Annotated in this window: 18 protein-coding genes; 7 read left to right on the plus strand and 11 right to left on the minus strand. The window is 51.9% G+C overall.

The features are described 5' to 3' along the window. Nucleotides 1–516: 516 nt before the first annotated feature. The 6 genes from G497_RS0109225 to G497_RS0109255 all read right to left on the minus strand — a co-directional run bounded on the left by G497_RS0109225 (nucleotide 517) and on the right by G497_RS0109255 (nucleotide 7,195). Entirely contained in the window at nucleotides 517–2,004 is a 1,488-nt protein-coding gene (locus G497_RS0109225; RefSeq protein ID WP_027187934.1) for a DnaA ATPase domain-containing protein, read from the minus strand. Nucleotides 2,005–2,930: 926 nt separating this feature from the next. Further along, complete coding sequence (thyX, locus tag G497_RS0109235) at nucleotides 2,931–3,656, minus strand: FAD-dependent thymidylate synthase (protein ID WP_027187935.1); 726 nt, start codon at nucleotides 3,654–3,656, stop codon at nucleotides 2,931–2,933. Nucleotides 3,657–4,006: 350 nt separating this feature from the next. Continuing rightward, nucleotides 4,007–4,972, minus strand: coding sequence for a Holliday junction branch migration DNA helicase RuvB (gene ruvB / locus G497_RS0109240; protein ID WP_027187936.1), 966 nt, complete (start codon nucleotides 4,970–4,972; stop codon nucleotides 4,007–4,009). After that, on the minus strand, nucleotides 4,973–5,572 hold the full coding sequence (ruvA, locus tag G497_RS0109245) for a Holliday junction branch migration protein RuvA (protein ID WP_027187937.1): 600 nt from the start codon (nucleotides 5,570–5,572) through the stop codon (nucleotides 4,973–4,975). 160 nt (nucleotides 5,573–5,732) lie between these two features. Next, a complete protein-coding gene (locus tag G497_RS0109250; protein ID WP_027187938.1) occupies nucleotides 5,733–5,984 on the minus strand; it encodes a hypothetical protein in 252 nt (83 codons plus the stop codon). 416 nt (nucleotides 5,985–6,400) lie between these two features. Continuing rightward, nucleotides 6,401–7,195: a LexA family transcriptional regulator gene (locus G497_RS0109255; RefSeq protein ID WP_027187939.1), complete on the minus strand. Its 795-nt coding sequence runs from the start codon at nucleotides 7,193–7,195 to the stop codon at nucleotides 6,401–6,403. Nucleotides 7,196–8,379: 1,184 nt separating this feature from the next. On the opposite strand from G497_RS0109255, the gene G497_RS17550 reads away from it, so the two are divergent. Further along, nucleotides 8,380–8,682 (plus strand): hypothetical protein, encoded by a 303-nt coding sequence (locus G497_RS17550; protein WP_034637385.1) that lies wholly within the window; start codon nucleotides 8,380–8,382, stop codon nucleotides 8,680–8,682. A 158-nt stretch (nucleotides 8,683–8,840) separates the two neighbouring features. Here G497_RS17550 and G497_RS0109275 read toward each other — a convergent pair whose 3' ends face one another. After that, nucleotides 8,841–9,266 (minus strand): NAD-binding protein, encoded by a 426-nt coding sequence (locus G497_RS0109275; protein WP_027187941.1) that lies wholly within the window; start codon nucleotides 9,264–9,266, stop codon nucleotides 8,841–8,843. Between the two features lie 618 nt (nucleotides 9,267–9,884). Here G497_RS0109275 and G497_RS0109285 point away from each other — a divergent pair. Genes G497_RS0109285 through G497_RS0109310 form a run of 6 tightly spaced genes read left to right on the plus strand, consistent with a single transcriptional unit; the run spans nucleotide 9,885 to nucleotide 15,045 of the window. Beyond that, nucleotides 9,885–11,735, plus strand: coding sequence for an NADH-quinone oxidoreductase subunit 5 family protein (locus G497_RS0109285; RefSeq protein WP_342663667.1), 1,851 nt, complete (start codon nucleotides 9,885–9,887; stop codon nucleotides 11,733–11,735). Then, nucleotides 11,732–12,592 (plus strand): respiratory chain complex I subunit 1 family protein, encoded by an 861-nt coding sequence (locus G497_RS0109290; RefSeq protein ID WP_439328861.1) that lies wholly within the window; start codon nucleotides 11,732–11,734, stop codon nucleotides 12,590–12,592. The genes G497_RS0109285 and G497_RS0109290 overlap by 4 nt, the downstream gene beginning before the upstream one ends. A 13-nt stretch (nucleotides 12,593–12,605) precedes the next feature. Next, complete coding sequence (locus tag G497_RS0109295) at nucleotides 12,606–13,085, plus strand: NADH-quinone oxidoreductase subunit B family protein (protein ID WP_027187944.1); 480 nt, start codon at nucleotides 12,606–12,608, stop codon at nucleotides 13,083–13,085. A 37-nt stretch (nucleotides 13,086–13,122) separates the two neighbouring features. Then, nucleotides 13,123–13,503 carry an NADH-quinone oxidoreductase subunit C gene (locus G497_RS0109300; protein ID WP_027187945.1) on the plus strand — a complete coding sequence of 127 codons (381 nt, stop codon included), beginning with the start codon at nucleotides 13,123–13,125 and terminating at the stop codon, nucleotides 13,501–13,503. A 2-nt stretch (nucleotides 13,504–13,505) separates the two neighbouring features. Further along, a complete protein-coding gene (locus tag G497_RS0109305) occupies nucleotides 13,506–14,582 on the plus strand; it encodes a hydrogenase large subunit (RefSeq protein ID WP_027187946.1) in 1,077 nt (358 codons plus the stop codon). Between the two features lie 10 nt (nucleotides 14,583–14,592). Further along, on the plus strand, nucleotides 14,593–15,045 hold the full coding sequence (locus G497_RS0109310; protein WP_027187947.1) for a 4Fe-4S binding protein: 453 nt from the start codon (nucleotides 14,593–14,595) through the stop codon (nucleotides 15,043–15,045). A 161-nt stretch (nucleotides 15,046–15,206) separates the two neighbouring features. Here G497_RS0109310 and G497_RS0109315 read toward each other — a convergent pair whose 3' ends face one another. From G497_RS0109315 to G497_RS17560, 4 genes are all read right to left on the minus strand, one after another. Next, complete coding sequence (locus G497_RS0109315; protein ID WP_027187948.1) at nucleotides 15,207–15,893, minus strand: hydrogenase iron-sulfur subunit; 687 nt, start codon at nucleotides 15,891–15,893, stop codon at nucleotides 15,207–15,209. A gap of 40 nt (nucleotides 15,894–15,933) precedes the next feature. Next, complete coding sequence (locus G497_RS17555; protein ID WP_051258009.1) at nucleotides 15,934–16,443, minus strand: hydrogenase maturation protease; 510 nt, start codon at nucleotides 16,441–16,443, stop codon at nucleotides 15,934–15,936. 266 nt (nucleotides 16,444–16,709) lie between these two features. Then, on the minus strand, nucleotides 16,710–18,071 hold the full coding sequence (locus tag G497_RS0109325) for a Ni/Fe hydrogenase subunit alpha (RefSeq protein ID WP_027187949.1): 1,362 nt from the start codon (nucleotides 18,069–18,071) through the stop codon (nucleotides 16,710–16,712). A gap of 101 nt (nucleotides 18,072–18,172) precedes the next feature. Beyond that, nucleotides 18,173–19,144 carry an NADH-quinone oxidoreductase subunit B family protein gene (locus tag G497_RS17560; protein ID WP_034637388.1) on the minus strand — a complete coding sequence of 324 codons (972 nt, stop codon included), beginning with the start codon at nucleotides 19,142–19,144 and terminating at the stop codon, nucleotides 18,173–18,175. Nucleotides 19,145–19,370: the final 226 nt, after the last annotated feature.

A 19,370-nucleotide genomic window follows, 5' to 3' on the forward strand; every position in this document is an offset into this window, starting at 1 on the left:
TTACAAAAAGCTCGTTTTATGGTTCAGTAGCCAGGAATACGTTCCTTCAAATAATAAATCATAAGCAAATTCTGTGCAGTACTCACAACTACAATAACAATAGATATAATAATAGATATATTGATAACACGCAGAAACAAGGGGTGACAGACTCACCTTGCTGAAAAAGTGCCTTCTTCTCCGCCGCAATAGGGGCCTGATCCTTCCTGTATGCACAAAGATCATACTCTTCACGACACCTTATGTACGTTGCAGGGGTGTTTCTTAATCCATTATTCTGCGCCAAAAGCCTTCTGGACATCAAGCACCGCCTTACAACACACCCGGGGTGTGCCTTTTGGGGCACATTGCAATGGCAATGTACTTGATGAGCCTGCGCAAGTGGAGGAGAGTGAGGGCGGAAGGTGCGGCTAGCTTCGCTGCCCGCGCATTTGCATGAAGCCCCAACAGAAGACAGAAAAAGGCCCTTTGTGCTGCATGCAGTACAAAGGGCCTTTTTCTGTGGAATACGAAAATTTATTGCAAAGACGGGCTGGCGAGGCCGTTGTTGCGTTCTATCATGGCAATGGTTTGAGCCATTTGGCGGCCCTTGGGGCTTTCCCCGCTCATTTCGCGTTCCAGGTTGGTAATGCCCTTCAGCACGGTGGAATGGCGGCGGTTAAAGCGCTGGCCAATGGAATCTAAGGAAAGGTCGGTGTGCTTACGGGCAAGGTAAAAGGCGGCATTACGTGCAGCCACCAGTTCGTGCTTGCGCCTGTCGGAAAACAGTTGGTCACTTGTCAGGCCAAACACTTCACACACAATGCGAATAATACCATCAAGGTCGGCAAGCGGAGCCTGGCTGGCAAAGTTGCCAATCACTTCCCAGGCCATTTGCATGGTTATGCCTGAACGATGCAGTTGCGCCTTCAGTAGCAGGTTTTGCAAACAGCTTTCAATTTGGCGAACATCCAGGCACACGTGTTCAGCCAGCACGTCTGCCACGTCTTCTGAAAGGGACGCATTGCAATTCATGGCCTTATACTGGAAAATTCGCTTGCGTGTGGCCTTGTCTGGCTTGTCTATGCCAGAGACAAAACCGGTATAAAAGCGGGAAAGCAACTGTTCATCAAAGCCGCGCATTTCCCTAGGGGCAAACGAGCTGGTAAGCACCACACGGGCACCGTTATTTTGCAGCGCCTTGATGGTGGAAAGCAGTTCCAACTGTATTTTGTCCTTGCCTTGAAGAAAATGGACATCTTCGAGCAAAAACAGGTCCAGGTTACGCACCTGGCCCTTGAAGGAATCCAGATTATTGGTGCGCAAGGCCTGCACAAAACGCGAAGCAAATTCTTCCGCCGTCAGGTAGGCGCTTTTGGGGGCTGTTTTATTGCAAGCGTCTGAAAGCATACGCCCGGCAGCGTGCATAAGGTGCGTTTTGCCAAGCCCGGGGGCCGAGTTCAAAAACAGCATGCTGGTCATGGCATTGGCAGAAGAAACACTGCGCGAAGCCGCATAGGCCAGTTCATTACAGGGGCCAACCACAAAATCGTCAAAGGAAAAACGCCAGTTTTGGGAAGGAACAGTGCGCGGTGCCACTTGCATAACCGGCAAGGCCAGTTGGGCAGCAGCAAAAGAACGGGGAACAGGACGCATGTTCACAGGCGGGCTTAGTTCTTCTTGCTGCGGGGCAGCGTGCAAAGAAGCCGGGGAAACATCACCCTGTGCAGGAACAGCTACAGAAGTAGCAAGGGGTGCAGCTTCAAAGATGGCAGCATGTTCCAATGGCGCGCTGGCATGGCGCACAGCAACAGAATAGTCTGGACCAAACACCGCTGCTACAGCTTGCTGCAACGCGGTAGAAAAACGGCGACGAACAAAATCCACCATAAATGGCGTAGGCGCATGGGCAACAACCACTTTTCCTTCACAAGTAAAGGAAAGAGGGGTTATCCACACTTTATATTGCCCTTCAGCAACATCCGTAGCCAAAATACGGAAAATTTCACGCCATTTGTTTTGCATGAAGGCGTTGTACATAAGCGGGGCAAATTATACAAGCTGTATTCTCGTTTCCTTTGACATAAGGCAGCACTTTTCCCCAACACCGAGACAAACAAATAACACTATGATATTATTGCATTTTTGAGAAATCCGCTGATTACACCACCCCGTAAAATCCTTGGGACTGCTAAGCCCAACAGCCGGGTAGCAAAAAGGCCCCACAGCATGACACAGTTATTCCAACAGTAAAAAAACATAAAATCTTCATATTACGTAAAATTACTCAAAATACCTACATCTTCAATTTTTACACAACAAAATGACTTAGCCAAATAACAAATAAATTTTCACATACCCCCCACCAATAATTTCTAGCACACTTCTTACGTACATAAGGCCTGCTCGGCATATCATGCGGCGTGTAGCGGTCCCTTCCTTTTGCCTAGTCCAACCAATACCCAATTACAGGGCCGACATGCACAGATTCTCATAAAATAACCACATGACAGTAGTGGGGAAAAATGTCCATAAAGGCCATTGTCAATGAATTTCACGTATACGAGGGGACGCTGCATCCCCAGCAAGAAACCGCCATTTCAACTGGGCAATAGCCTTCAATGCCCCCCCCCCACACACACAGCGACAGGCGTAAAAAAGAGTGCAGGGAGATTGCCTCCCTACACCCATTCCACGAAATTGGGGAAACGCTGATTTATTCCGTTTGGCGGCGTTGCTTTGCTTTTTTTGCAACAGTCGAGGACAGAAGAGTTGACTCGGCCCGTCCTGGGCCTCGGCCTTCGGCTCCCGCCCTTTGGGCGGTTCCCAATTCTGCTTCAAAAACAGCTCGTGCACAGCGCCTGTGCCCCCGACCTTGCCAAACGAAATAACTGCGCGTTTCCAAAATGCCCTTTAATCAGTGTTTCCTTAGCTCTTGGGGTTATATTTTCTCACTTGGGCAAGGGGTAGCGCCCGCAGGTAAACTTCTCTCCTTCCGGGCAATACTTCAGCCGTTCACACTTGGCCCCTGCGGTGGCAAACACCACAGGCAACACGTTGCGGCACTCTTGCAGCATGGCCAGGGCCAGGGCCCGAATTTCCCATTGGGCCCGCATGCAGCACCGGTGCTCAAAAAAATTCAGCAGCCCCCTGCAGTTCATGGTAAGCACAATGCGTGTTTCCGCCGCCTGGGGCAGCAAAAAACGCGCATCTTCCTTGGCTTTTTCTTTTCGCCCTGCTTCTTCCAGCGCGTCCCGCACTTCTTTATACCCTTGGCGAATTTCTTCCATGCATTGCAAAAAACGGGCTTTGGCCTTGGGGTTTTTAGCAATGGCCGGGGGAAGAATATAATTAAATTGCTCTCCATCCACATACCGCTGGCTTTGCTGAGAAAACGATGCAATACGGTGCCGCACCAACTGGTGGGTGAGAGCGCGGGAAACACCTTCCGCTGCAAAGGTAAAAGAAACGTGCTCCACAGGACTTACGTGACCGGAGGCAACAACCCCTTCCACAAATTCCGCTTGCTTTTCCGGGGCAATTTCCCCCGCCAAAAGGCGCGGCCACATATCTGCCACAAACCCGGAGTGGTAACACTGCCGAAAAGCAGCATAAATAAGAGAAAGCGCATTGGGGGTGTGCGCCAACAATTCTACACGAAGCGATGTTTCAGACATAAGCTATAGCTCCATTTACCAGAAGAGACTGGAAGATAATGCGTAAGGAAACTACCTGAGGCCGCTGTGTTTCATGAAAACAGACCGAACCCAGAAGTATATAAAAGACGAACCGAGCGGAGCGCAGTGTATATGGACATACATAAGCGTCGCGCGTGACGAAACTGACGCAGGCAGAATAAAAAAAGACCCTCAACCTGATTGCTGCTCTTGATTGCTGCTCTTGATTGCTGAGGATTTTTTGATTATACCAAAAAAGTGAAGTTACGAGCGGAGCGCAGTGTATATGGACATACATAAGCGTCGCGCGTGACGAAACTAACACAGGCAGAATAAAAAAAGACCAGCAATCAGGCCATACGCTGCAAATGGCGGTACGCCTTGGCAGTAGCCATGCGCCCACGGGGCGTGCGCTTCAAAAAGCCGCTTTGAATAAGGTATGGCTCATAAATATCTTCCAGGGTCCGTTCATCTTCGGAACAGGCCACGGCGAGGGTTTTTAGCCCCACCGGGCCGCCGCTGTAATGGTCAATAAGCACAAGCAGCAGTTTTCGATCCATGGAATCAAGGCCGCTTTCATCCACGTCCATGCGGGCAAGGGCACGGGAAGCTTCTTCCTTGCCTATGCGTTCTGTACCGGTAACGCTGCAAAAGTCACGTACCCGGCGCAGTAGCCTGTTGGCAATGCGCGGGGTACCGCGGGAGCGCCGCCCAATTTCCTGGGCGCCATCTTCCGCCAGGGGAGTTTGCAAAATTCTGGCTGTACGCTGCACAATGCGGGCCAGTTCTTCCGGCGTATAAAACTCAAGACGCAAAAGCATGCCGAACCTGTCTCGCAGGGGGGAGGAAAGCAACCCCACCCGTGTGGTGGCCCCCACCAGGGTAAAGGGTTCCAGGTCAATTTTTACGGTGCGGGCAGCAGGCCCCTGGCCAATAACCAGGTCAAGCTTGAAATCTTCCATGGCTGGGTACAGCACTTCTTCCACAGAAATGGGCATGCGGTGAATTTCATCAATAAAAAGCAGATCGTGGGCCTGTAAATTAGTCAAAATGGCAGCCAGGTCGCCGCTGCGTTCCAGCACTGGGCCGGAAGTGGAAACAAAATTCACCCCTAGTTCTGCGGCCATAATTTGGGCCAACGTTGTTTTGCCAAGCCCGGGGTTGCCATGGAACAGGGTATGATCCAAAGCTTGCCCACGTTCCTTGGCTGCCTGCAAATACACCCGCAGGTTTGCCCGCAAGTCTTCATGCCCAATGAATTCATCCAGATTTTGCGGGCGCAATTTTTCATCAGGGGGAAATATGGCATCATCCATTTAACGCCCCCCGGCTAAAATTTTCAGTGCAGCACGCAAAGCGCCACCCAGTTCAAGGTCTGGCTGCGCTTCCAGTGCTTGCCGGGCAACCTGCAAGGCATCATCTTCATCGTAGCCAAGGTTTACAAGGCCAGCCACAACATCTTGCAATACCTTGCCAGAAGCATTTGCCGGAGCAAGGGAGGTGAAGCCATCGAGCTTCAACTTATATTTTAACTCCAAGAACAGTTGTTGCGCAGTTTTTTTCCCTATTCCCGGAACTCTGGTAAGCAGTTGAACATTCTCTTCCAGCACAATGCGGCGCAAATCTTCCGGCCGGAAGACAGAGAGAATGGCAAGGGCTGTGCGCGCCCCCACCCGGTTAATGGCTGTCAGCACAATAAAGGTCTGGCGTTCTTCCCAGGTGGAAAAGCCAAACAGTTCCAGGGCATCTTCACGCACCACAGTACATATATAAAAGAAGCAGGCGTCCCCTTTGGGGGGTAAATGGGAAAGGGTATGTGCGGGCAGGTACACTTCATACCCAACCCCCCCTTCTGTTACCACAACACAGGAATGTTCCATGCTTTCAGCCAGGCGGCCTTCAAGGTAGGCTATCATACGGTCTCCTCGGCAGCAGTTTACCGCATTCACCCGCACTTGCAAACAGGTGGCAGAGCTATTTCCCCGCAAAGTGGAAAAAGAGCTTTGCCAAAATCATTTAAATACTGTGGCACAAGCGTTAAACAAAACCAGAAGAAACCCTTCCTGTTATGGCTGTTTATAGACAGGCAGCCAAACCGCAGTTTGTGGAAAATAAATGTAACCGCTGCACCACAAGCACAGGCGCATAGCCTGCTGCAAGTGCTTCCCGTGCAAGAACCACCCCTTCACCTTCGGAGCGGGCCGGAAGCATTTCCACACTTCCTTCACAGCAAACAACCACCCAAAACCCTGCCGGTTGCCGCAAATATCGGGCACGGGCATAGTCTGCTGTGCTGCTACTCACTGCCTCGGCCATTGTATTTTGCATACTTTTTCCTTCATGTGTTGCTGCGCTATTCCCATTGCCAAAAAACACTGGGTACAAAGTGTTTCCCCATGGCGGAGCGGCATGTGCCATAAATTTCCAGGCAGACCTGACCCATGCGGCTTGTTCCCAGCCCTCGCCTTGACCAAGGCGTTATTCAATAGACGCAACATACATGAACAAAAAGTTCAAAGTAAGCCTTGGTCGCAACAGCGCCACCTGTGGCTAGATATGATGTTTCAGGTTCCACCACAAAGGCTAATGTGACATTACGACCCCCAAAAACAACGTGTGAATAAATAGAAAAAATTAAACAATAAATGGATTTACCTGGTGCATGTGCAAGAAACACCACGCACCCAGCCAAAAAGCAGTTCAGGCGGCTGAACCTCGCAGAAGATGCTCGGACCAACGGAGGGCTACAATCGCTTGCCAACCCACACAATGCGCCCCAACACGTTAAGGACAATGGCACCAGGGTTGTTTGGCAAAGTAAAATCAAGAAAGTGCACTTCCCGGTTATCGCAACGCAGCACAATCCCTTCCGGTAAACGGCATACCCGGCGCACAAACACGTTTTCACCACTGCAAAACACATACACAGCGTCATTTTTCAAAGCAGAATCAGCGCTATCTACAAGGCATACATCGTTTTTATGCACACAAGGCTCCATACACCTATCCTCAGCCACCAACATGCGCAATGATTCTGGAGTAAGTGTAAGCCCGGCCAGCAAGCCATAGGAAAACTGCAAAACAGGTGGGCGGTGCGTCCCTGCCTGAACCAGTTGCGGGACACTCACCAGTTCCGCAGCCTTTGGCCCATAAAAAAGGCTGCCTGCCACAATTCGTGGATCAGTAGCCTTTTCATACCCCATTCCCGGTGCCACAAAACACAAATGTGAGCAGCCTGCCCTTTCTGTTCCCCACAAGCCCTCTTTTATTCCCTTTGTTGTTACCTGGCTGCCCCCTTGTGCGCCTGGCTTCTGCATACCCTGCGGCAAAGGGGTACTGCCATATGCCTTGTGCAAACCGTCCAGGTACACCTGAATTTTCTGAATTTTGTTATGCCGTGGCATTCTTTTACCACTTTTCCACGCATACACAGCCCGTGAAGTTACGCCGGCAATCTTGGCAAGTGCGTCAACTCCCCCCACAAGCTGGACAGCTTCAATTATATATTCCCTTACTCCCTCTTGCATATACTCCAACATACCCACCTCCCTGTTCGAGCAAAATCAAGCTCCTCGTCTACGATAGGTTCATTCCGAAATCAATGGCAGAAGCCCGCAACCATGCATTGACGTTAAAGTTCACTATAAGTACTATTCTAAAGTATAACAAGTATAGAATAATACAGAAAAAAGGAGCACGCCCATGCTAATTCCTGCCAGAGCAACATTCACTGCCAAGCTTATAACAACGAGGCATAACAAGGCAGATGGATTAAATAGAGGGCCTCCGCAACCAACATCAAAAATAGAATAACATATAAATCTCTTTTCTTCCATGTGTCTTAATAGGAACAAATAGAAGAACATTTTGTTCTTATTGCGTCACCTATGGGCGTCACGTGCAACATGCAATGTCATCTTCTTTGTCATATTTCATTTAGGAGAGTTATTATGCCCGTTGTCCAATGTCCCGTGTGCCAGCAACACTTTTCTGTTTCCACGTATCACCTGCGCCGTGGGCGCGGCATATATTGTTCCCGCGCATGTTTCGCGAAATCACGTAAAAAAGAAGAAAAACATACCTGCCAAAGGTGCGGTGCCTTACTTACTTCAGGCAGAAACAATGCCCTGTATTGCTCCCGTGCATGCGCCATTAAGGCACTGTATGCCAACGACACAAAAAAACGGACATGTACCTATTGCAACAGAACATTTACCGCAAAACAGCATAATGAACGCTTTTGTTCACGTCTGTGCGAAGCCAAAAACAGCATTGCTATGGGAAGAGTCAGGCTTATGCTTGACCCTTGGAAAAATGGGAACATTCCTCCTGTGCGTTACGATGCAGACTACTGGCGCGTGCCAGACGAGTACCTGGGATTTTAGGGGAAACACTGGCTATTCCATCCCCCCCCACCATGAGACCGTTGCAACACTGCGTATTGCGTGCCTTATTCTGCCAGGTTCCACTTAGCCAGAGCAGGACGCAAACCACAATAACACACGCAAATAACAGGAAAAATGAACTTCCCTTATTCCGTTTTTGGGGCACCTTCCCTGCAAGAAGCCCCCAAAAGACCATTTTGCAATAGCCCCAAAGCAGATGAATGTTGAGAATTGAGACCCTCAATGCTCATGACATGCAGTACCAACGCACACAGGCCCCCTGAACACCTGCAACCGAATTAAAAGCCAATTCCCTGCGCTTTTCTCAGGAACACAACATGAACAGCAAAACAACAGTGCAGCGTCAAAACAAACACACCTATGAAAATGTAGATAACAAAGCCCACTCCGGCGCGGACTTCCTGCCCCAAGCCCCCGCCTATGGCACGCCCACGCCCCAAATGCTGCAGCCCCTTGTGTTCGTGGGGTTACAGGCCATTGCCAAAGCCGTGGGTGCGGGGCACCTGGCCTTACGCCGGTGGATACGGGAAGAAAATTTCCCGGCCCGGCGTTGTTCCGACGGCATTTACAGGGCGGAGCCTGAGGCCATTCGCCAATGGTTCCGCACCATCAAACAATAACAGGGCACCACGGCCTTCTGGAGCAAGAAGCCCCGCTCCAGAAGGCCGTGAGCGAACAAAGGCACTTCCGCAATAACGCGTTCGAATCCTTGCAGGGCAGCGAACTCGGTTCATTCCCCATTGCTCTAGCAATACTTTTCCATAAACGTCTGTTCAGACTATCTGGAGCCAATCAACACCAGTTCATCCCCCATGTTCAATTGGGCCTGGGGGTCTGGCGGCACCTGCACTCCATCTGGCCTGGCAATGGCCACCACATTACACTCTGTATTGGTCCGAATATTCATGGAAACAAGGTTTTTGCCACGCAAGGAGGCAGGTAACAGCACCCGGAACACACTCATGCCTTCCGTAAGCATAAACACACGGTTGGGGGTGAGCAGGTTAACAATGGTCGTTGCCACCATGCCTGCCTGGGAAACCACCAGGTTGGCCCCTGCGCTATACAGGTTAACCACGTTGCGGTCCAGGTTGGCCCGGCTGATTATTTGAACACCCGTGCGTAGTTTGCGGCAATACATAGTCAGATAAATGTTCACATCGTCATCATGGGTGGTCACCACCACCGTTTCCGTTTCTTCCATCAGCTAAAAGCGGCGTATTCGGCCCACCTGAAAGGCGAGGTATTCAGGTAAAGCACCTCAACGTTGCAAGGTTCCCGCCAAGCAAGTTTTGCAGGGAACACCCATTTTCTGTAGCCAAGGCGAAAATTGGCAGTACAGAGCCAGGGCATGCAACCATCCAAATCCGTAAAGAGTGCACAAGGCTTCCTTGTGTAGCTGCTACAACACAGAATATGCCCAGAGAACATGAAAAAAGCAATATCCTTCTTGGCATACGGAAATCCGTACTCAACAAATGATATTTCAAAAAGTCCTCTTTCCTACCTCATAACACGTGCTGACAAGGGCATAAACACCCCACGCCAAGTGGCACGCCTCCCCTTGTACTTTTTTTAACTATAAATAAAAACAAAAAGTTATAATATATTTACATTTTTTTCTGTAATTCCTTGCGCGTAACGTCATTCCGGCTTAAGATTCCCTATCGCTCCTATAGTTCGGTCTTGGTGTTTGCTAGGCATGTGTTAGCTTTGTCGCGTTTTACTGAACGAGGTGAGTATGCTCGATTTTTTGCTTGGTTTATGCATCTTGTTTCCCATTGCTGCTGGGGGGACTATTTTTTTTGCCAAGGATAAATCCTTGCAAAAAAATATCGTGGTGCTCACGGGGGGGGTCCTGGCTGCCGCGTCCCTTTTGCTCATTACTTATGTACCAACCCAAACCACCCCTGATTCCGGCCTTGCCAGTTTCCTGCACGTTCCCATTATTGTTTGTGACTTTCTTCTGTTGGCCGTTATTTTTGTTATTGGTTTACGCCGCATGAGTACTGCCGTTATGGCTCTGGCTGGCCTGCAACTGGCTGGCATGGTTATGCTCAAGTTCTTCTGGCACGGTGAAGCTGCCACACCCCTTCCTGTGTTTACCGTTGACAGTCTGGCCATTGTCATGGTGCTTGTCATTTCCATACTAGGCTCTGCCATTGCCTATTATGCAGATAGCTACATGCGCGAACATGAAGCCCACCTGGGGCTCAGCCAGTCCCGCCGAAACCGTTTTTTTGCCATCATTCTCGTGTTCCTGGGCGCAATGAACGCCCTTTCCCTGGCAGATGACCTTTCCTGGATGTTCTTTTTCTGGGAAATAACCACTCTGTGTTCCTACCTGCTGATTGAACACGACGGGACCACCGAAGCGAAAACAAATGCCCTCAATGCCCTGGTTATCAACATGCTGGGCGGGGCAGCCTTTATGTTTGCCCTGCTCTTTTTGCAGCGCACCACAGGCACCCTTTCCCTTACCGCACTTATGCACATTAAAATGGCAGGCGAACTGAAAACCGCCATGCTCATGATTCCCATGGTGGCCCTGTGCATTGCCGGGTTTACCAAGTCGGCCCAAATTCCTTTCCAAAGCTGGCTGTGCGGGGCCATGGTAGCCCCCACCCCTGTTTCGGCCCTGCTGCACTCTTCCACCATGGTCAAGGCCGGGGTGTATCTTATTCTACGCCTTGCCCCGCTCTATGAAGGAACCACCATTTCCAGCATGGTTGCCGTGTGCGGCTCCTTCACATTCTTTGCTGCGGCGGCCCTTGCGGCAGGCCAAAGCAACGGCAAGCGCATTCTTGCCTATTCCACCATTTCCAACCTGGGGCTTATTATTGCCTGTGCGGGCATTAACACCACAGCCTCCATTGCAGCGGGCATTATGCTGCTTGTGTTCCACGCCATTTCTAAAGGCCTTCTGTTTCTATGCGTTGGTAGCATTGAACAAAAAATTGGCTCCCGCGACATTGAAGACATGCGCGGCCTGTTTGCCGTTATGCCCCGCACCGCCCTTATTACCTGCTTTGCCATACTCACCATGATGTTACCCCCCTTTGGTATGCTACTTGCCAAGTGGATGGCCCTTGAATCTGCCATAGACGCCCGCGCCGCCATGCCAGCCATTGTGGCCATGCTGGCGCTTGGCAGTGGTTTAACCGTTCTGTTCTGGGCCCGCTGGGCTGGCATTATGCTGGGTAGCGCCACCACAAAACTGGTGGTAGCCAAAGAAAAGCAAGACCCCGACATGGCATTGGTGCTGCGTGGCCTTGCCTACACGGCGGGTATTGTTTCCCTGCTGGCACCCATTGTGTATATGGGCCTTGCCCTGCCTGCGGCGGGTTCTTCCACCACGGCTGCGGGGCACGTAAACCCCACGGCCATTTACGCAATATACCCCATTTACTTTCTGGTGGCGGTGGGCTTTCGCTATGCCTGGAAAGAAGCACAAAAAGCTGAGGACATGGCTCCCAGCCTGCCCTACATGTCGGGCATACAGGCAGAACAAAACGGCGAAGTAGGCTTTATTGGCCCCATGAAAACCTTTGTGCCTGCCCAATCAGGCAACTACTACCTTGAATCATTCTTTGGTGAAAGCAGGCTGACAAAGCCTGTGAACTTGGTGGGGCTTGTGTTGCTGGTTATGCTGCTAGGAGGTGTATTGCAATGATGATACTTGGCAAACTCTTGCTTGGGGTTATCGGGCTGGCACTGGCCACCTTCATTGGTGGCTTCATTTCCGGCCTGGACAGAAAAATCACCGCCCGTATGCAGTCGCGCTTCGGGCCACCCCTTGCCCAGCCCTTTTACGATGTCCTTAAGCTGTGGGGTAAAGCCCCCATGGCAGTGAACGCATGGCTTGTTCTGTGCGCCTATTTAACCCTTATGGCCTCTGCCCTTTCCGTATTCCTGTTTTTTGCCCAGTCCGACCTGTTGCTTATTTTCTTTGTTATGACCATTGGCGCTGTCTTCCAGGTTATGGGGGCCCTTTCTGTAAACTCCCCCTTCAGCCATGTAGGGGCGCAGCGTGAACTTTTGCAAATGTTTACCTATGAACCCCTGATCATTCTTGTCATTATTGGCATTGCCATGCATACGGGCAGTTTCAGCATTGCCAGTATTTACGCGCTTGATACCCCCCTGCTCTATTCCATGCCCTTTTTGTATGTGGCCCTTGGCATTGCCTTTACCATCAAGCTGCGTAAGTCTCCCTTTGACATAAGTGCCTCCCACCATGGGCACCAGGAAATTGTGCGCGGTGTACTGACTGAATATACAGGGCGACAGCTTGCCATGCTTGAAGTGGCCCACTGGCTGGACGTGGTACTGCTGCTTGGCCTGTGCTCCCTGTTCTGGTCCACCAGCGCTATTGGCCTGTTCCTGCTGCTTGCAGTGACCTACTTTGCTGAACTATTTGTGGACAACGTCAGCGCGCGCCTTACCTGGGGCTGGATGATAAAACGCGCCCTTGGCCCCGGCGTGGCGCTTGCCATGGTTAACCTGTTGTGGCTGTACGCCATAAAATAAGCAAGGAGGCAGTATGATCAACCTGAAAGAGTGGATCAACAAAGGCCGGCTGAAGTCGCCTTGGGTTGTGCATTTTGACTGCGGCTCCTGCAACGGTTGCGACATTGAAATTCTTGCCTGCCTGACCCCCGTGCATGATGTGGAGCGCTTTGGCATTATCAACGTGGGCAACCCGAAACATGCCGATGTGCTGCTGGTTTCCGGCACCGTAAACCACAGGAACAAAATCGCCCTGAAAAACATTTATGACCAAATGGCAGAACCAAAGGCTGTTATTGCCATTGGGGCATGTGGCCTTTCCGGTGGTGTGTTCCACGATTGCTATAACGTGGTGGGCGGCGTGAACAAAGTTATTCCTGTGGATGTGTATGTGCCTGGGTGCCCGCCCCGGCCCGAAGCCATTATTGACGGTGTTGTTGTTGCCCTTGAGCAAATCAAGATAAAACTTGGCCTTGCAGAAGCCCCCGCAGTACACGCCGTACATATGGAATAGCCCAGCAACGGTGCAAACCCTTGCCAAGGAGAAACAAATGTTTGAAGCGCAAGATATAACGCTTGAAGCAGTTCACACAACTGCCCAAAAAATGATGCACGACGGCTGGCGCTTTGTGACCCAAACAGCCGTAGACCGTGGTGAAGAGGGCATGCAGCTCTTGTACCATTACGACCGGGACGAAGAAATGCAGCATTTCCGCCTGAAGTTTCAAAAAGGCGATGTTATTCCCAGCATTTCCGACGTGTACTTTGCCGCCCTGCTGGTGGAAAATGAAAACAGGGACCTGCTTGGGCTGACCTACCAGGGCCTGGTACTGGACTTTAACAGAACCTTGTACCTGGAAGAAGCAGGCGACCCCATGCAAGCACCGTTTTGCAAAATTTCCACCTTTACCAAAATGGAAAGCGAGGGCTGATTATGGCAAAAACACTCATCCCCTTTGGCCCCCAACATCCTGTTTTGCCAGAACCACTGCACTTGAAGCTGGTAATGGAAGATGAAATTGTCGTGGAGGCCATTCCCGCCCTTGGCTACATTCACCGTGGGCTTGAAGGCCTGGCCACCCGCCGCGACTTCAACCAAATGGTGTATGTTGTTGAACGCGTGTGCGGCATTTGCTCCTGCATTCACGCCATGTGCTACTGCCAAGCCATTGAAGGGCTTATGGGCTTAAAGGTGCCGCCCCGCGCCCAGTACCTGCGCGTTATCTGGTCGGAACTGCACCGCATGCACAGCCACCTGTTGTGGCTTGGCCTGTTTGCCGACGGCTTTGGCTTTGAAAGTCTGTTCATGGCCCTGTGGCGGGTGCGGGAACGCATAATGGACATTAACGAAGCCACGGCAGGCAACCGGGTTATTATTTCCACCAACATTGTAGGTGGCGTACGCACAGACATAAACACCGGCTACCTGCAAGAAATTCTGCGCACCCTGAAAACCGTTGAAGCAGAACTCAAGCCCTTGTACGACACCATGATGAACGACTACACCGTGAAGCTGCGGACCGTGGGCAAAGGGGTGCTGACCAAGGAACAGGCCTGGCAACTTGGTGCGGGTGGCCCCACCCTGCGCGGAAGCGGCTGGGCACACGACATGCGCACCCTTGGGTATGAAGCTTTCCACGAACTGGACTTTGAACCCGTGGTGGAAACCGACGGCGACGCATACGCCCGCACCAAAGTGCGCTTCCGCGAGGTATTCCAGTCCATTGATTTGGTACGACAGGCCATTGCAAAATTGCCTGATGGAATCCTTGCCGTGCCCGTAAAAGGGAACCCCACAGGGGAAATTACCACCCGCGTGGAACAGCCCCGCGGCGAACTGTTTTACTACGTCTATTGCAATGGCACCCCCAACCCGGAACGGGTGCGCATTCGCACCCCAACATTTGCCAACATCCCCCCGCTGCTTGCCATGCTGCCCGGTGTGGAACTGGCTGATGTGCCCGTTATTGTGCTGAGTATTGACCCATGCATCAGTTGTACGGAACGGTAAGGAGAACGCCATGCTAATGGGAAGAACCATCATCAAAAACCTGCTGCACAAATACGCCACCCGCCTGCATCCGTATGAACAGCGTATTTTACCAGACAAATTCCGTGGCCGCTTTCGCTTTATTATTGATAAATGCATCATGTGCCGCAACTGTGCGGTAAAGTGCCCCACAAAATGCATTACCATTGACCCGGAAACCGGCCTGTGGGAACGTGAAGTAATGGCATGTGTTTACTGTGGCGTGTGTGCTGATGTGTGCCCTACCGGGTGCATTATTATGACCAACGTGTACCGCCCACCCATAACAGAACCCACCAAACTGACCTTTATGTGTACCCCGCGCCCTAAAAAGAAAAAGCCCACTGAAGAGGCGCAAACCATGAATAAAAAAGATGTGGAAACCGCCATCAAGCAACAACAGGCAGAGCGTACAGCCCCTAGCCTGCCTGTTTCGGAAGAGTAGTTCTCACATTGTGGACCCGCTGATTTACTTAGCGGGTCCTTATAAAACCCAAACGCCTCGCAATACACATTGCGAGGCGTTTGGGTTTTTGAGAGCATCTTCCCTATGGAAAACTACTTTAACACTCTTATTCCCTAGTCTTATGAAAATATTTCCATTCCTTACTGGGCAGAACTTTCCAGCGTTGCATTAAGGCAGGCTGCAAATTCTTCCTGCGTACGAAACACCTTCTGCACCACCGTGAATACGTTTTGCGGCAAACCGTATTGTATAAACGTATCTTGTAAGGAAGTTACCTGTTCTGCCACGGCAGAACGCCCATGGGAGTAAAGGCATGCCTGGGGGGGGCAGGCAAAAATCACAACCCGGCGCACGCCCTGGGCACATAAGCGGGTAAGCAGGCGCGGCCCCAGGCGGCCCGTGCAACGCACTGTTTCCAGCAACGTATTGGCAGGCAAAGCCACCTGCTGCACTCGTGGCACGCTGCGTAATTCATACAGGGAAGCCCCACCAAGAACCTGTTCAAAACCAGTGGACTGCGCTTTGCTGTTCAGGTTTTCGCAAAAAAAGACCACTGTATGCACAGCTTCTGCCTGTACCTGGTGTAACAGTTGTTCCATGCGGAACTGCTGCAATGTGCCGGAAGGGCACGCCGCAGCACAGCGCCCACAGTGCACACACAGGTGCGAGGCAACGGAAGGACTTCTACGGGTAACTTCCTGGCTGCGCACTTCTTCCATAACAATGGCCCCCACGGGGCAACTTAAGGCACACAAGCCACACCCAAGGCACAGGTTATGGGAAATTGCGTCGGACTGTTCATGCGGAAGTAAGGTGAGTGGGGTCATATGGCCTCCTGAACGGTTAGAAACCAAAAGAAAGGGAGCATCACGCTGTGCAGCATGCACAAATAGCATCTGCCAGGGCAGGCATTGCGGCTTCAGCTTCCGGGCTTAACACGTCAGACATAAACACAGGAATGTTGGCTGCCTGTACGGTTATGGCTGTTACCTTGGCCCCGTTACGGCACAAGGCGTGCAAAAGACCCCATGTGGGCGCGTGGTGCAGCCCGCCACGCCCTGGGGTTGGGGGTATATCTGGCACAGCTATTTTTTCCAGTGGTACAATGCAAATACTGCCAGGCTCGCGGCCTTCTTCCTGCACAATATCCACAAGAATCACTTGGTCCGGGGTGCATTGAAAAAGCGCCATATCGGTAAGCAGGCTACGCACGGCAGTGCCCGCATCAATAAAGGCAACATGGGCAAAGGCCGGGGTATTCCCAGCCTCTTCCGCCAGGCGTTGCACCGTTCTGGGGGCAAGGCCGTCGTCACCAAACAGGGTGTTACCGCAGCCGAATACCACGATTCGGGCATCCAGCATTGTGGACCAGTCCATACTATTCCTCAATGTTGTCCACCATCTTTTTGTTCTCGGGCAAATGTTTCACCAAAAAGAGGGACAAAAAGAGGTGATTGTAAAGACAAACAACACGCTACGCGGGGCAATTTTGCCAGCAAAAGTGCCCCAATGCTATCCGGTTAACAACCGAACAGCATTGATTATTCCTGATTATCAGCCTGGAAGACAACGTTTCCAGAAGCGTCAAGCAAACGTACATGCATGGGGATACCGCCATCCAGGCGGTGTGTGGCGCAGCTCATTCAGGGGTCGTATGCGCGCAGGCACATTTCCACCTTGTTCAGTATTTCCTCGGAACATTCCCCATGGCGAATCAGCTTCTGGGCCGCCATTTTCATGGAAAGGTTCATGCCCGCATTATTGTGGGTGGTGCCGGGAATAATGTTGGCCATAGTCACCATGCCCGCATCATCAGTGCGAATATGGTAAACAAGGGTGCCACGCGGCGCCTCCACATGGCCTATGCCTTCCCCTGCCTTGGGGGCAATGGAGGCAAGGCGCACTTCACGCCCCGTAATTTCCGGGTCGTGCAGCAGTTCTTCTGCCCGCTCACAGCAGTACACCAGCTCCATGAGGCGGGCCCAATGGTACAGGCACACAAGGTGGACTGGCCTTCCAAATTCCTTGCGGAAAATATCCAGCTCTTTCTGGGCCAGCGGGGTGGCAAAACCCTGTGCTACGTTTACCCTGGCAAGGGCATTTGTGCGGTACAGCCCAAGGGGATTTTGCCCCTCCAGCTTCAGCCCGCCCGCCTTTTTCATGTAAGGGAACTTCAGCCAGGTCCATTCTGCCGTTTCTTCCGCAATATGGGTCAGGTAGTCCTTGGGGGCAAAACGGGTACGCACCCCTGTGTTGTCCATCAGGCACAGGTCGCCATCATACAGTTGCACATTATCATTGGCATCCACTGTGCCGAGATAACCGGAAGCATATTCCCCCATATCCTGAAATTGCTTGATAAATGGGGGTAGCAGTGTTTCACGGGCCAAGGCCATGGAATCAAGGGCAAACTGTTTAGCTTCTGCCACATTGGCCAGCAAGGCACGGCGTTCTTCTTCCAGCAACGGCTTGGAAAAACCACCCACCAGCACGGCAACAGGGTGAATAGCCTTACCAGTAAAGCGCTCCAGCGCCATTTGCATACCATAGCGCATTTTTACTGCTCGCCGGGCCAGATCTGGGTTTGCCCCGGCAAGCCCCACTACGTTGCGTTGTGCTGCCGGGGCATCTGGCCCCAGCACAAAATCTGGCGCAGCAAGAAAATAAAAGTGCAGAATCTTGTCGGGAATGGTGGCAAGCATCTGGCACAGTTCACGCAGTTTTACTGCTGTGGGGGGGGGCGTAACGCCCATGGCGGTTTCCACTGCTTTGGTGGAAGCCAAATGGTGGTGCCACGGGCAAATACCGCAAATACGGGTGACAATGCGGGGCAGTTCTTCCGCAGGGCGACCTTGTATGAACGACTCAAAGCCACGCAGGCTCATAACAGACATGCGTGCATCGGCAACGTTGCCTGCATCGTCCAGGTAAATGTCCAGCGCGGCATGCCCTTCAATACGCGAAAGCGGTGCTATGCGCAGGTGGGATTCCGTAAGACGAACCATAATCCTGTTCCTTGTTATTCATGTTTACCAGCACACCCACAGTTCCTTGCGGGGGGGGGAGGCTGGAAAGGCGGCACACAACAGGGGGGCAAACACCAGCGCTAAGCGCGGGTGCTTTCGCGCAGTTGCAGCAATGCGTCGCACGCGGCATTGAACCGGGAAATATACCCCGGCTTATCTGGCATGGTAGCTCCGTTTATGCCTGCGGCGGTAAGTGCTGCCACATATTCCACAGAAGGAATGGAAGAAGAGAGCGCTGGCCCCTGGCAGCCACGGCAGGGCGTGCGGGCTGCAATGCATTTGGGGCTTCCGGTACGCCCGCCGCAACCAGCCAACGTTACTGGGCCAAGGCACATAAACCCTTGCTCCAGCAGGCACTGCATGGAAGAAAGGGGGGCTTCCGGGTCATACGAAGGTTGTTCAAGCATACGCCGTACAGGCCTGTTCCCTTCACTCCCGTTCCCTGGTGTGCCCTTGCGCCATGTGGGGCAGCTAGAACAAACAGAGCGGCTGGGGAATGCGGCAGGCCTGCCTTCAAGCAAGGAAAGAATTCCTTCAGCAATCCATTCCGGGTGCGGGGGGCAGCCAGGAATAACCATGTCTACCTTAACGTGCGCGGAAAGAGGCAGGCATTGGGGGAGAATTTCAGGAATACTCGTGTTCTTGGGCTGGGGCATGGGGGCGTTTGGCCCCTGCACAGCCAGGGAAGGGGCCTGGGTAAAGGCAAATTCTGTAATACTTTTTTCCGGGGTCAGGTTTGCCAGGGCAGGCAGCCCCCCCGTTGCAGCACATGTACCAAGGGCCACAAGCACATCAACCTGTTCACGCATGGCGTGTAACAGTTCCAGGTGTTCCGTGTTGCGAATGCCCCCGGAAACAAGCCCCACCACAGCTTTGGGGAGCGTAAGGCGGGAAGACTGCCCAAGCTGCCCATAATATTTGTTATCTACCAACACAGGCAGGTGCACAATTTGTATTTGGGGCAACAGGTCAAGCAGTGTTTCCCCCAGGTTAAGCAGGGCCACTTCACAACCAGCGCACGAATTAAGCGATTCTCCGGCGAGTGTCGTCATGCCATCCTCTCTCCTTCAACAGGTGAGTTAAACCAACAATATGCTAAAATTCGTGTTTTAATTTTTACGAATTTTTGCAAAAACCAGCAACTACAACGGGTATGGGCCACAGCATGTTCACTTTGAGTCAGTCACTTCCCAAAGTTCTCCTGCTCTAGAGAAGCACTGATTACATGGCATTTTGGAAACGCGTAGTTATTTCGTTTGGCAAGGCGCAAGCTTTTTT

The organism is Desulfovibrio cuneatus DSM 11391, assembly GCF_000430005.1.
Classification (GTDB): Bacteria; Desulfobacterota; Desulfovibrionia; order Desulfovibrionales; family Desulfovibrionaceae; genus Frigididesulfovibrio; species Frigididesulfovibrio cuneatus.